Here is a 12,297-nt window from a genome sequence, read left to right as displayed (position 1 = left end):
TGAGTGATCCTTCCGGTTCTTACCGGAAGGATCACTCACGAGACCTGACCTTCCCAGCCGGGCCGCTGCGGCGCCTCCCCCCGGCCTCCGCCGCACCAGACCTTCCCCCGGTGACCGGGCGCGAATGCCCCCACGCGCCCGGTCACCGACCGCCCTGCGCTTCAGGAAGAACGACATGACACCTTCAGGCCACCCGGACGCGCTCGAAATGCCCCGGCTTCGCCTCGTAGAGACAACTCACGCCGTACGAGGCGAGTAGGTCGATCAGGTCGGCTGCCGGGCGAATCGGCACCACAATTGGCGAGCGGGTCGTGTTTGACCCTTCGAACCCTGTTTCCGCCACACCTGCACCCATCCGGACACCGACTGCGGCGCTACCGCGAACACCCGCGCCGCCTCGACCTGCCTCATCCACCATGCACAGCCGCGACCACCCTGCGCCGCAGATCCTCCTGCACCCCAGGCGATAACCTCCGCGCATCCCGCACACCAGCGATCACGCCAGACCGACGCTCGGCGCGGACCTGGCGCCGCAGCCTGGTCCGGCACCGTTCCTCGGCGCCTGGCGGTTCACCGCGGACTTCGGGCAAGCGGTCGGGCCGGTCACCGTGTCCGGGCTGACCGCGCTGGTCGGCGTCGGTTTCGCCGGAGCGGGCATGGGCGTGCTCGGCCTGCTGGGGGCGGGCCTGCTGTTGCGCTACATCCCCGGTACATCCCGCGAACCGGGGCGAGCGCCTGAACGTCGGTGTGCCGGGCCACCGAGAGGCCGTAGGGCTCCCGGCCTTCAGGTCGGAGGAGAGGTGCGCCAATTCCGGAGTCAACCGTGCGCGCCCAAAGGATGGGATTTGCTGCGCAGCGCACCGAACACAAAGCACCAAGCCGAGTGCAGGACGTACCGGCCCCTACACCAGTCTGAGCTGTAGCGACTGCGGGCGGATAGACAACAACTCGCGCACGAACCAAGCCGAGTTCGTCTGGTCTGCCTGCGGTTTCACCTGCAACACGGACCTTAATTCTCGCCGTTCTGAGAGTTGGAATCCGCCGCCAGGCGGGGCAGGATGTCAGATTACTCACCCGGCGGAGTGCGGCCGCACCGCGGGGTGATCGAATGGACGGCGACACCGCCGCCGGAGCAGGGGAGACGCATGGCTGCCAAGAAGTCCGTCTGGGCGTCGGTCGTGGCGGCCGCGCTGCTGGGCCTGATGTGGGTGGTTTTCGAGTCCGGCTTCTTCGACCCGCAGGGCGGTGCCGCCGGGTCCGCCGCCGGCCCCGCCGCCGAGCAGCTCGCCGAACTCCGCGTCGCCCAGTCGGTTTCGATGGATGGCTACTCGCGGGAGCGGTTCAAGCACTGGATCACGAAGCCGGAAGCCGGGAAGAACTGCAACACCCGCGAGGCGGTGCTGGCGCGGGACGGTCAGAACGTCCGCTCCAACAACGCCTGCGAACCTACTTCTGGGACGTGGACCAGCGTCTACAGCGGCCAGCAGCTGACCGACCCGTCGGCGATCGACATCGACCACATGGTGCCGCTGGCCAACGCCTGGCGCAGCGGCGCGAACAAGTGGGACGACCAGCGCCGCGAGCAGTTCGCCAACGACATGCAGCTGCCGCAGCTGGTGGCCGTCGACGCGAGCTCCAACCGCAGCAAGGGCGACCAGGACCCGTCCCAGTGGAAGCCCGAGCGCGCCAACTGGTGCAGCTACGCGACGAGCTGGATCACAGTCAAGCGCTCCTACGACCTGACCGTCACCGAGCCGGAGAAGAAGGCGCTGCAGGAAATGCTCGCGACCTGCGGCTGATCCCACGCCGTGAGCCGTTCCGCCTGTACCTGGTTTGGGTACAGGCGGAACGGCGCCGGCGTGCAGGCCGCCAAACGCGGCCTGCTGTAACGGGAATCAGCCGCCGAGGGCTTGCTTGGCGCCCTGGTGCAGCGGGATCGGGTCGGTCTTGGTGGCGTTGTCCTTCGTGATCTCCTTGGCCGAGGGGTGGACTTGCTCGAGGTCCGCTCGCTTGTCGAAGATCAGCTTCGTGATCGCGCAGGCGTTGCCCGCCGGGAAGTCCCCGCGGACCACCAGGAGGTTCGGCACCGCGATCGTCGGGACGTCCGCCGGCAGCTTATAAGTGGCGGCCGGGATGGTGCTCGCCTCGTAGACCGGGCTGATCTGTTGCATCGCGGGTAGTTGCGGGGTGATGTCGATGAACTTCACCGCGCCGCCCAGCGAGGTCGTCAGGTCGGTGATCTCCGGGGTCGGCAGGCCACCGGACCAGAACAGGCCGTCGACGGTGCCGGACTTCATGCCGTCCACCGCCTTGCCCAGTGCCAGGCGCTGCGCCTGGATGTCGGTGCCCGGGTTCAGCCCGGCCGCCGACAGCACCCGGTTGGCGATGACCTCGGTGCCCGACTTCGGCGAGCCCGTGGAGATCCGCTTGCCGCGCATGTCGGCCACGCTGTTGATGCCGGAGTCGGCGCGCACCACGACCTGCGTCGAGTTCGGGTACAGCCGGGTCAGGGCCTGGATCTGCTGCGGCTTGCCCGCGAAGCTCTCCTTGCCCTGCACCGCGTCGGCGGCGGTGTCGGCGAGCGTGAATGCGATGTCGTAGTCGCCGGCCGCCAGCTGCTGGATGTTCTGCACCGACGCGCCGGTTTCCGCCGCGGTGGCACGGAGTTTGGTGTTGTTGCTGATCAGCTGTGCGAGACCGCCGCCGAGCACGTAGTACACGCCGCCGGTGTTGCCGGTGGCGATCGTCAACCGGCCGTCGGCGGCCTCGCAGGACTGGCCCCCGCCGGCCTGGTTGTCCTGCACCTGCTTGCCGCCGCAGCCGGACAGCACGAGCACCGCCGCCGCGGTCGCCGCCAGTAATCCCCTAATCCGCATCACGGACCTCCTTGATCGTTTCCCTGCGGCGCAGGACCAGCTGCGCGACCAGACCGAGCACACAGAAGCCGAGGCCGGTCGCCACCACCGGCGGTTCCAGGTACAGCAGGCACAATGCGCCCGGCACGAACAGCAGGCGCACCGGGCGGCGTACTGGGCCGGCTAGCCAGCCGCCGGTCACCACGCTGAGCGCGGCGACGGCCACGATGGACGCCGCGGCGACCCATACGATGGTGAGCGGATCGGCTTGCAGCAGCAGCGCGGATCCGTTGTCCGTCAGCACGAACGCGATCGGCACCAGGAACGCGGGCAGCGTGTACTTCCAGGCCTGCATCATGGTCGCGGTGATCCGGCCGCCGGTGATCGCGGCCGAGGCGACCGCGGCTAGCGCGGTCGGCGGCGTCACCTCGGAGAGCACCGCGTAGTAGAAGATGAACATGGCCCGCTCGGCATCGGCGACGCCGAGGGCGCCGAGCGCGGGCCCGATCACCACCCACGCGATGATGAACGACGCCGTCACCGGCACCGCGAGTCCCAGCACGCCGACCGCGAGCGCGGCGAACACCACGGTGAACACCAGGATGGCGGTGGGGTTGCTGGTGATCGCCTGGGCGGCGGAGACCAGTGCGTCGGCGAGTTCCTGGCCCAGCCCGGTCTTGGTGATCGTCGAGGTGATGATCCCGGCCGCCGCGCACACCGCCACCACCGGCAGCGCGCCACGAACCCCGGCCGACAGCGCGTCCACGATGTCCCGCAACCACTTCAACGCCGCCGGACCCGGGCCGTGTTCGGCCCGGACGAGCCCCGAGATCAGCGTGAACAGCGCGGCGACCCCGGTCGCGTAGACGACGGCCGCGAACGGCGGGATGCCCAGGGCGAGGAACACGACGATGATCGCCAGCGACAGGAAGTGGTAACCGCCGCGCAGCAGCAGCCGCCACGCGCTGCCGTGTTCGGTGTTGACTGCCTTGGCGCCGAAGCGGCGAGCGTCGGCCTCCACCGCGAACACGATGCCGAGGTAGTAGAGCACCGTCGGGAAGGTGGCCCAGATCAGCACCGTCAGGTAGGAGGTCTGGAGGTATTCGGCGATGATGAATGCGGCCGCACCCAGCGTCGGCGGGGACAGGATCGCGCCGATGCCCGACGCCGCCAGCAGCCCGCCGGCGTTCTCCCGCGGATAACCGGCTCGCCGCAGGATCGGCCAGGTGATCGCGCCGAGGCTGACCGCCGTCGCGGTGCCCGATCCGGACACGGTGCCGAGCAGGAACCCGGACAGCACCGTGGTGCGGCCCGGCGCGGTGCGGGAACGCTTGAACGCGGCGAAGGAGAAGTCGACGAAGAACTGGCCGGCGCCGGATGCGTTGAGCACCGCTCCGTAGATGGTGAACAGCACGATGTAGCTGGCGGCGACGTCCAGCGGCGTGCCGTAGAATCCGCTGGCGTCGTTGTAGAGTGCGTTGACGATCTGGCTGAAGTCCACGCCCGCGTGCGCGATTCCCCAGTTCTGCGGCAGGAACCCGCCGTAGTAGGCGTAGCCGATGAACGCCGCGCAGATCACCGGCAGGATCCAGCCGGTGGTGCGCCGGGTCGCTTCGAGGACGAGCAGGAGCAGCAGCGCCCCGGCCACGATGTCCACGGTGGACAAGCTGCCCTGGCGGTCGAGGAACGCGTCGAAGCCCCCGGAGGGGACCGGCAGCACCGGGTAGAACCCGACGAGCAGGGCGATCGCCGAGAGCACCCAGTCGTACCAGGCCGGGTCGTCGCGGTCGCCCTTCGGGCGGCGACTGCCCGGCCGGTAGCAGAGGAACACCAGCGGCAGCGTGCAGCCGAGGAAGATGACCAGGTAGTACTGGTTGCCCTTGGTGAGCGGGTAGAAGACCTGCTTGAGCACCAGCGCGGCGACCGCGAGGGCGACGAGGTAGACGAGCAGGTCCGGGCGGCGGGACAGTTGCCGGGCTGGGCGTTCTTCGTCGTGTGCGGCGACGATCTCGCCGACGTCGGTCTGCGCGGTGCCTTCCTTGGCTGGTTCGTCGTTGTGCTCAGGCCGCGTCGCCTGGCTCATGCGCTTGCCCTTCCGTGCCGTTCGGCGGTGTTCGGACAAGCGCATGCCGCCGTCCGGGGAGTCACCGTGCGAATCCCGGTGCAAAAGTCCTTTTTGCGGCGGGAATGTAACTGGCGTCACTCGCCTTGGTCAATAGGCGTGGTCGCGCGGCAGCCGGTGCGGTTCCCGGATATTAGTCCACAGTGGATTGTCATGTGCGCGGCACGGTCCGGCGGACGTTATCGTGCTGTGACGGTCCCGGTGTTGATTCCGCGATCCACGGTCCGTCCGAAGAGGCGTCCAGGATGCCCTCCTCCAGCCAGGAATAGCGGCCGTCCAGCACCCTTTGCGCGAGGCCCCGGTCGGCGGCGTCGGTGTTGTGCCAGAGCTGCCGGAACAGCGTCTCGACGCGGCGGCGCGCCTGGCGGCAGAACGCGTCGGCCAGCTCCACCGCCGACGGGTCCTGGCCTGCCGAGCGGGCGTGCACGCAGCTGGCGCTCATCGCGTAGAGCTCCGCGCCGATGTCGACGATGCGGCCCAGGAACAGCTGCCGGTGCTCCAGCCTGCCCTGCCAGCGCGACATCCCGTAGAAGGTCTGGCGCGCGATCCGCCGGCTGGCCCGCTCCACGAACCGCAGGTGCTCGGCCAGCGGCCCGTATTCGCCGAAGCCGCCCGGCAGCTGCCCCTTCCCGGCCACCAGCGTCGGCAGCCAACGCGCGTAGAAGCCACCGGCGCGGGCGGCCGCGCGCGCCTTGCGGGAGAGGTCCGCCTTCGGGTCGATGATGTCGCCCGCCACCGACAGGTGCGCGTCGACCGCTTCGCGGGCGATCAGCAGCTTCATGATCTCGCTGGAGCCCTCGAAGATCCGGTTGATCCGCAGGTCGCGCAGGAGCTGCTCGGCGGGCACCCCGCGCTCGCCCCGCGCGGCCAGCGAGTCGGCCGTCTCGTAGCCGCGCCCGCCGCGGATCTGCACCAGTTCGTCGGCGACCAGCCAGGACATCTCCGAGGCGTAGAGCTTGGCCAGGGCCGCTTCGATGCGGATGTCGTGCCGGTCGGCGTCGGCCAGCCGGCCGGAGAGTTCGAGCACGGCCTCCAGGGCGAAAGCCGTGGCTGCGATGAAGGAGACCTTGTCGGAGATCGCTTCGTGCTCGCCGATCGGCCGACCCCACTGGACCCGCTGCGCCGACCACTCGCGGGCGATCAGCAGGCACCACTTCGCGGCGGCGGCGCACATCGCGGGCAGCGACAGGCGCCCGGTGTTCAGCGTGGTCAGCGCGATCTTCAGGCCTTCGCCCTCGCGGCCGATCCGGTTCTCCGCGGGTACCACGACGTCGTGCAAGCGGGTCACGCCGTTCTCGATGCCGCGCAGCCCGAGGAACGAATTGCGGTTCTCCACGGTGATGCCGTCGGCGTCGCCTTCGACGACGAATGCCGTGACGCCGCCGCGATGCCTCTCAGAGCGCGGCACCCGCGCCACCACCACCAGCAGGTCGGCGAGCACGCCGTTGGTCGTCCAGAGCTTGACCCCGTTGAGCGTGTAGCTCCGGCCGTCCGCGCTCGGCACCGCGCTGGTGGCCAGCCGCGCCGGATCGCTGCCCACGTCGGGCTCGGTGAGCAGGAACGCGGTGATCTCGCGGACGCAGCGCGGCAGGAACTGCCGCTTCTGCTCGGCGGTGCCGAACATCTTCACCGGCTGGGGCACGCCGATGGACTGGTGCGCGGACAGCAGCGCGCCGATCGACGGGTTGGCCGTGGCGACGAGCATCAGCGCCCGGTGGTAGTAGACCGCCGGCAGCCCCAGGCCCCCGTACTCCGCGGGAATCTTGATGCCGAAGGCGCCGATGTCCTTCAGTCCGTTGATGACCGCGTCCGGGATCCGGGCGTCCCGTTCGATCTGGCGTCCGTCGACCTCCGTCTCGCAGAACTCGCGCAACCGCTCGAGGAACGCCTCCCCCTGGGGTGAGCTCTGGCCGTCGGGCATCGGGTCGATCAGGTCGAGCCGCAGCCTGCCGAGGAACAGCTCCTTGCCGAAGCTCGGCCGGTCCCAGCGGGATTCGCGGGCCTCCTCGGCCACCTGCCGGGCCTGCGCGGCGTCAACCCGAACTTCGCGATTTCTGTCCACTGTGGTCATCAATGCCCCCAACGGTTCGAACGTTGGTGATGTCGGTCACGCAACGATACTACTGATCGGTAACCGGCAAAACCCGACGGCCGGGTGGTTGCCCCGCACGTCAGCCGATCGGGCGGCGCGCAGCACCGCCCCCGCCGGCGACGCCCTGTCCGACGGTATGCCCAGCGTCAGCAGCGGGGCGAACGCGGAAGCCGACGGGGCGTTGTTCGCCGTCTCCGGACCGGCGATGCCTTCGGCGGCTCCCTTGCCGAACCTCTCGGGATACAGCGACCGGCGCTTCTCCAGGGCGTAGGAGGCCAGCGAGGACATCACGCCACCGCCGCCGGGCAGCACGCCGATGACGAAGCCCAGGATCAAGCCGCGCAGGATCGCGCCCCGCGACGCCGCCCAGTCCCGCATCATCGGCGACAGCCGGCCGATCTTGTTGGTGACCATGTACGTGGCTCGTAAGCACTCGCTTGCGGAACTCCGCGCACAGCGCCGGCATCTGCTCGAAAGCGCGCTGTTCGACGGGGCCACCAACGGCGGTGGAGGCGACTACACCAACCTGCCCGCCGAAGACCTCGCCGCCCGGCTCGCCTCGTACGCACCGGTGGACGACGCCCGGATCTTTCCTGACTCCGGCGGCGGCCGGTTTGTAAGCTCGGCGGGCGCAACACCGTCGATGTGGCACCTGGGAGAGGAAGCACCATGACCACCGAGCTGAGCGCCGACGCCCTGACCGGGCTCCTTGAGCGGGCTCGCCAGGACTACCAGGACCTCGCGGAACGCCTGCTCTCGCTCGACCTCACCCGGGGCAAGCCCTCGCCGGAGCAGCTCGACCTCTCCGATGACCTGCTGAGCCTGCCCGGCGGGCGGCACACCGCCGCCGACGGCACGGACGTTCGCAACTACGGCGGGCTGCAGGGGCTGCCCGAGCTCCGGGAGATCTTCGCCGGGGTGCTGCAGGTGCCGGTCGCGCAGCTGCTCGCGGCCGGGAACTCCAGTCTTGAACTCATGCACGACTGCCTGGTGCACGCCCTGCTTAGCGTCCTGCCGGACGCCGAATCGCGCTGGGTGGACCAGGAGCGGATTGCGTTCCTGTGCCCGGTGCCCGGTTACGACCGGCACTTCGCGCTCTGCGAGCGGTTCGGGATCGACATGATCCAGGTGCCGATGACCGCTGACGGCCCGGACATGGACGTCGTGGAGCGGCTCGTCGCCGAGGACCCGGCGATCAAGGGCATCTGGTGCGTTCCGAAGTACAGCAACCCGGACGGCGTCAGCTACGGTGACGAGACCGTGGCGCGGCTGGCATCGATGAGCACTGCCGCGCCCGACTTCCGGATCTTCTGGGACAACGCCTACGCCGCCCACCACCTCACTGAAGAGCCCGTCGAGATCGCCGACCTCCTCGCAGCCTGCGACGAGGCCGGGAACGCCGACCGGGTCTTCGTGTTCGGTTCCACTTCGAAGATCACCGCGGCGGGCGCGGGCGTCGCCTTCTTCGGCTCGTCGCCCGCGAACGTGCAGTGGCTGCTCGGCAACAACTCCAAGCGGTCGATCGGCCCCGACAAGATCAACCAGCTGCGGCACGCCATCTTCCTGCGGGACGCGGACGGGGTGCGGGCCCACATGGAGCGCCAGCGCGCCCTGCTGCAGCCCAAGTTCGAGGCGGTGGCGCGGATCCTGGAGGCGGAACTCGGCGGGACCGGGCTCGCCACCTGGGCCTCGCCCAAGGGCGGGTACTTCGTGTCCCTGGAGGTGCAGGACGGGTGCGCCAAGGAGGTCGTGTGCCGTGCCAAGGAGGCCGGCATCGCGCTGACCCCGGCCGGCGCGACGCACCCGTACGGCAACGACCCGCGCGACGCCTTCATCCGCATCGCGCCGAGCTACCCGGGGCTGGAAGAGCTGGAGCGGGCGATCGAGGGGCTCACCGTCTGCGTCCGTCTCGTCGGCTACGAGAAGCAGGCCAGCTAGGAGGCTGCTTTTTCGCGGTGGTGCGGTTGAGCGGCGCTTGGCCGTACCGCCGTCGGTTCGTTGCATGCGTAACGCAATCGGGCTGCCGATCTTGTGGTTCGGTCGTTCGGCGGGGCAGACTCCTGCGTCATGGCGAAGTCGACGCGCATAGCGCTGCTTTCCGTTGTCGTAGCAGTCCTTTCCGTGCTGGGGTTCGTCGCGCCGTCCCAGGCGGCGCCGCCCGGCCGGATCGATCCCCGGCCCAGCACCGCCGAGTTGGCCCGGAAGTTGGACGAACTCCAGAGGCGGAGCCACGGCGCGATCGAGGTCGCCGCGATCGGCAAGTCCAACCAGGGCCGGCCGGTGTGGAGCGCGAGGATTGGCGACGGGCCGCTGCGCGTCCTCTACGTCACCCAGCAGCACGGCGACGAGCCGCTCGGCACCCAGGCCGCGCTGGAGTTCCTGCGCGAGGTCGGGGTCGGCCAGAGCCGCTACCAGCGCTGGCTGCGGTCGCAGGTGACCGTTGACATCGTGGTGCGGGCCAACCCGGACGGCCACGAGCTGAACTGGCGGTACAACTACGCCCCCGACGCGGCTCCGGATTACGGCGCGGCGGGCAAGGGTTACGACATCAACCGCTACCACGACCCGGCGGTCGCGCCCGAGAACAATCCCGCTACCGAAGCGGGCCTGATCCAGCGCCACTACGCGGAGTTCCAGCCGCCGATCGTGGTCGACTACCACATGCAGGGTCGCTACGCCGACGGTGGCGGACGCGAGATCACCGCATCGCTGATGTGGCCGACGAACCCGGGCGTTACGCCGAGCAACCTCGAGCTGGCCAAGCAGATCTCGGTGGTGGCGCAGCGGTCGATGACCGATGGCGGGGCGAACGTTTCGCAGTACCCCGGCGGCGACTACCGGGGCATCGCCCGCAACGCCTACGGCCTGCGCGGCAGCGGCAGCGTGCTCATCGAACTCAGCGACATGGGCCCGCAGCATGAGCAGGCGCAGATCGATTCGGCTCTGCGGTCCATGTTGGCCATCGCGCGGAGTGCGGCCGATGGTTCGCTTGGGACGATCGACCCGGCCGATGCGGACGCGATCCCGCCGCGCGGCGAGCCGATCCCGCAGGCCGCTGCGGCCGGCACGCATGCCGACTGACGCGAGCGGGTAACGGCCTCAGGATGTCGGCGGCCGCGAGGTCGAGGCTTGGGTGCTCGGCCGTGCGGCGGTTCTGCCCCGGCTCCTCCAGGCTCGCGCCGGCGAACCGTCCAGCGCGCTCTCGCCGAGCCCCCCGCTGGTCCACAGGCCGGGCGCCGTCGCGGACGCTCGCGGCCGGACTTTCCGCTACCGACCCGACGCGCCGCCGCGGCGAAGGTCGCCACCTGGCCGTGAGTGATTTTGGGTGCCATAGCACCGAAAAACGCTCACGGGCCTTGGTCCTGCACCGCGCACACCCAACCGTCCGATGTGGACACCGCACGACCGGCTGCCCGAGACGTCGCGACCGCTTCCGCCGACGGCTCGGGCGGCGTGGAGCCCGAACCCGTCGGCAATGAGCTCACTGTCCGTGAGTAGCGGTTGACGACCTCGCCCTGTGCGGGCGGGAACAACGTGGTCGTCGACGAGCACGTAGGTGCAGTCAGGAGGGTGTTTAGTTCTTTATTTACATATTGATCTTGAACACCCTCCTCTTCTACCCGCTCACCGACTCCTCCGTTCACGTGATCTTCACGGAATCAATCATCTAGATCACCTGCCGGGACTGCGCCCGTAGCTCGTCGGAGATCGCCGGTCCGTCATCCGCTCCGGCGGCGGATCGAACGGGCAGCCCGCCGCCCGTGCCATCGGATACTCTGGGACGTCCGCGGAGTTCTCGCCAACCGGATTCAGCACATCGGTCATCGCTTGCCTTCCTGAGCTGTTATCACGAGACCGGCGCGGAGAGCGCATCGACGACTTCCTGGCGGCGCAGGCGGCATTGCTTGGGCATGTTCCAGCCCAGCACGCCGAGGACCTTGCCGTTGTGCCGGTACCGCGCGACGAATCGCCGCTCCGCCGTGCTTCCGTCCACAATGGTCACTTCTGCGTCCCCGTCGGGAAACCCGTGCACCTGGATCTTGGTGTCGAACTGGTCGGTCCAGAAGTGGGGGACCGGGACGTAGGGCTGGTCCTCGCCGAGGATGTTGGCGGCCACGGCGTAGGCCTGCTGGGTGGCGTTGGTCCGGTTCTCCAGCCGCAGCGAGGCGCCGAGCGCGTCGTGCTGCCAGCGGGCCACGTCCCCGGCGCCGTAGATCCCCTCCGCCGCCCGGCAGCGGGAATCGCACACGAGCCCGTCGTCCACCCGAAGTCCGCTGCCGGCCAGCCATTCCGTTGCCGGGGTGGCTCCGAACGCCACCACGACCACGTCGGCGGGTAGCTCGTCGCCGGTGTCCAGGCGCACACCGGTGACCCGGCCGTGCCGTCCGGTCAGTCCGGTAACTGCGGTGCCCAACCGCAGGCAGACCCCGTGTTCGGCGTGCAGTTCGCCCAGCAGGTTGCCGACCAACGAGCCGAACTGGCTTTCCAGCGGCGCCTGCTGCGGGCCGGCCAGCGTCACTTCCGCGCCCATTTTCCTTGCGGTGGCAGCGATTTCGGTGCCGAGCACGCCGTCCCCGACGATGACGACCCGCGAAGCGGCCAGCAAGGCAGGCCGCAAGGCCAGGGAATCGTCGAGAGTGCGCAGCACGTGGACACCGGTCAGTTCGCCTTGGCCGGGAAGCGTGCGGGGCCGGAGCCCGGTCGCCACGACGATCGCTTCGGCGCTCAGGGCGAGCCCGGACGCGGTGCGGACGGTGCGTGTCGCCACGTCCAGGCCTACCGCCGGATCACCGAGGATGATCTCGGCGTCCAGTCCGGACACCGTCGCGGGCTGCCGGAGCCGGGTCCGCTCGGTATCCCAGGTTCCGGATAGCACCTGCTTGGACAGTGGTGGCCGGTCGTAAGGCGGGTGCGACTCGGCCCCCAGTAGGGTCAGATCGCCCCGATATCCCTTGCGCCGTAACGCCTCTGCGGTGGCAAGACCGGCAGCGGAAGCTCCGACCACCAGCACGCCGGCGGGACCGCTCATGAGCTCTCGCCGAGCTCGATCGCGGCGGCCGGGCACATGCTGGCGGCTTCGCGGACGGAGGTGTGCAGCGACTCGACCGGTTCGGCGTCGAGCAGGATCACGATGCCGTCCGCCTCCCGCTGGTCGAACACCTCGGGGGCGAGCAGCGCGCATTGCCCCGCCCCGCAGCACTTTTCCTCGTCAACGGTCACCTTCAAGA

The 12,297-nt window shown here is 69.5% G+C and carries 11 protein-coding genes and 1 pseudogene; 4 read left to right on the top strand and 8 right to left on the bottom strand.

Features of this window, described 5'->3' with window-relative positions; all coding sequences use genetic code 11:
• Nucleotides 1-407 precede the first annotated feature (407 nt).
• Nucleotides 408-821, bottom strand: coding sequence for a hypothetical protein (locus tag ACRXBZ_RS01270; RefSeq protein ID WP_433877379.1), 414 nt, complete (start codon nucleotides 819-821; stop codon nucleotides 408-410).
• 324 nt (nucleotides 822-1,145) lie between these two features.
• On the opposite strand from ACRXBZ_RS01270, the gene ACRXBZ_RS01265 reads away from it, so the two are divergent.
• Nucleotides 1,146-1,799 carry an HNH endonuclease family protein gene (locus ACRXBZ_RS01265; protein ID WP_433877378.1) on the top strand — a complete coding sequence of 218 codons (654 nt, stop codon included), beginning with the start codon at nucleotides 1,146-1,148 and terminating at the stop codon, nucleotides 1,797-1,799.
• Between the two features lie 96 nt (nucleotides 1,800-1,895).
• Here the strand turns inward: ACRXBZ_RS01265 and ACRXBZ_RS01260 are convergent, their stop codons facing one another.
• The 4 genes from ACRXBZ_RS01260 to ACRXBZ_RS01245 all read right to left on the bottom strand — a co-directional run bounded on the left by ACRXBZ_RS01260 (nucleotide 1,896) and on the right by ACRXBZ_RS01245 (nucleotide 7,483).
• Entirely contained in the window at nucleotides 1,896-2,876 is a 981-nt protein-coding gene (locus ACRXBZ_RS01260; protein WP_433877377.1) for a TAXI family TRAP transporter solute-binding subunit, read from the bottom strand.
• Nucleotides 2,866-4,938, bottom strand: coding sequence for a TRAP transporter permease (locus ACRXBZ_RS01255; protein WP_433877376.1), 2,073 nt, complete (start codon nucleotides 4,936-4,938; stop codon nucleotides 2,866-2,868). Before ACRXBZ_RS01255 ends, ACRXBZ_RS01260 begins: the two co-directional genes overlap by 11 nt.
• A gap of 190 nt (nucleotides 4,939-5,128) precedes the next feature.
• Nucleotides 5,129-7,048, bottom strand: a complete 1,920-nt coding sequence (locus ACRXBZ_RS01250; RefSeq protein WP_433877375.1) for an acyl-CoA dehydrogenase family protein — start codon at nucleotides 7,046-7,048, stop codon at nucleotides 5,129-5,131.
• Between the two features lie 36 nt (nucleotides 7,049-7,084).
• A complete protein-coding gene (locus ACRXBZ_RS01245; protein ID WP_433877374.1) occupies nucleotides 7,085-7,483 on the bottom strand; it encodes a tripartite tricarboxylate transporter permease in 399 nt (132 codons plus the stop codon).
• Between ACRXBZ_RS01245 and ACRXBZ_RS01240 the strand changes: the two genes are divergently transcribed.
• The 3 genes from ACRXBZ_RS01240 (at nucleotide 7,482) to ACRXBZ_RS01230 (ending at nucleotide 10,150) form a co-directional block, all read left to right on the top strand.
• A complete protein-coding gene (locus tag ACRXBZ_RS01240; protein WP_433877373.1) occupies nucleotides 7,482-7,742 on the top strand; it encodes a hypothetical protein in 261 nt (86 codons plus the stop codon). The two genes, ACRXBZ_RS01245 and ACRXBZ_RS01240, sit on opposite strands and share 2 nt — an antisense overlap.
• On the top strand, nucleotides 7,739-9,007 hold the full coding sequence (locus ACRXBZ_RS01235) for an aspartate aminotransferase type Ic (RefSeq protein ID WP_433877372.1): 1,269 nt from the start codon (nucleotides 7,739-7,741) through the stop codon (nucleotides 9,005-9,007). Before ACRXBZ_RS01240 ends, ACRXBZ_RS01235 begins: the two co-directional genes overlap by 4 nt.
• Before the next feature lie 129 nt (nucleotides 9,008-9,136).
• Nucleotides 9,137-10,150, top strand: coding sequence for a M14 family zinc carboxypeptidase (locus tag ACRXBZ_RS01230; protein ID WP_433877371.1), 1,014 nt, complete (start codon nucleotides 9,137-9,139; stop codon nucleotides 10,148-10,150).
• Between the two features lie 393 nt (nucleotides 10,151-10,543).
• On the opposite strand, the pseudogene ACRXBZ_RS01225 reads toward ACRXBZ_RS01230, so the two are convergent.
• The 3 genes and pseudogenes from ACRXBZ_RS01225 to ACRXBZ_RS01215 all read right to left on the bottom strand — a co-directional run.
• Nucleotides 10,544-10,635, bottom strand: a pseudogene (locus ACRXBZ_RS01225) (IS982 family transposase); the annotation flags it as partial.
• Between the two features lie 281 nt (nucleotides 10,636-10,916).
• On the bottom strand, nucleotides 10,917-12,098 hold the full coding sequence (locus ACRXBZ_RS01220; protein ID WP_433877370.1) for an NAD(P)/FAD-dependent oxidoreductase: 1,182 nt from the start codon (nucleotides 12,096-12,098) through the stop codon (nucleotides 10,917-10,919).
• Entirely contained in the window at nucleotides 12,095-12,295 is a 201-nt protein-coding gene (locus tag ACRXBZ_RS01215; RefSeq protein ID WP_433877369.1) for a ferredoxin, read from the bottom strand. Before ACRXBZ_RS01215 ends, ACRXBZ_RS01220 begins: the two co-directional genes overlap by 4 nt.
• Nucleotides 12,296-12,297 lie beyond the last annotated feature (2 nt).

The organism is Saccharopolyspora hattusasensis (genome assembly GCF_050972075.1).
In the GTDB taxonomy this organism is placed as follows: Bacteria; Actinomycetota; Actinomycetes; order Mycobacteriales; family Pseudonocardiaceae; genus Saccharopolyspora; species Saccharopolyspora hattusasensis.
The sequence above is the reverse complement of the archived record's forward strand: the minus strand, read 5'-3'. Positions and strand labels throughout refer to the sequence as shown.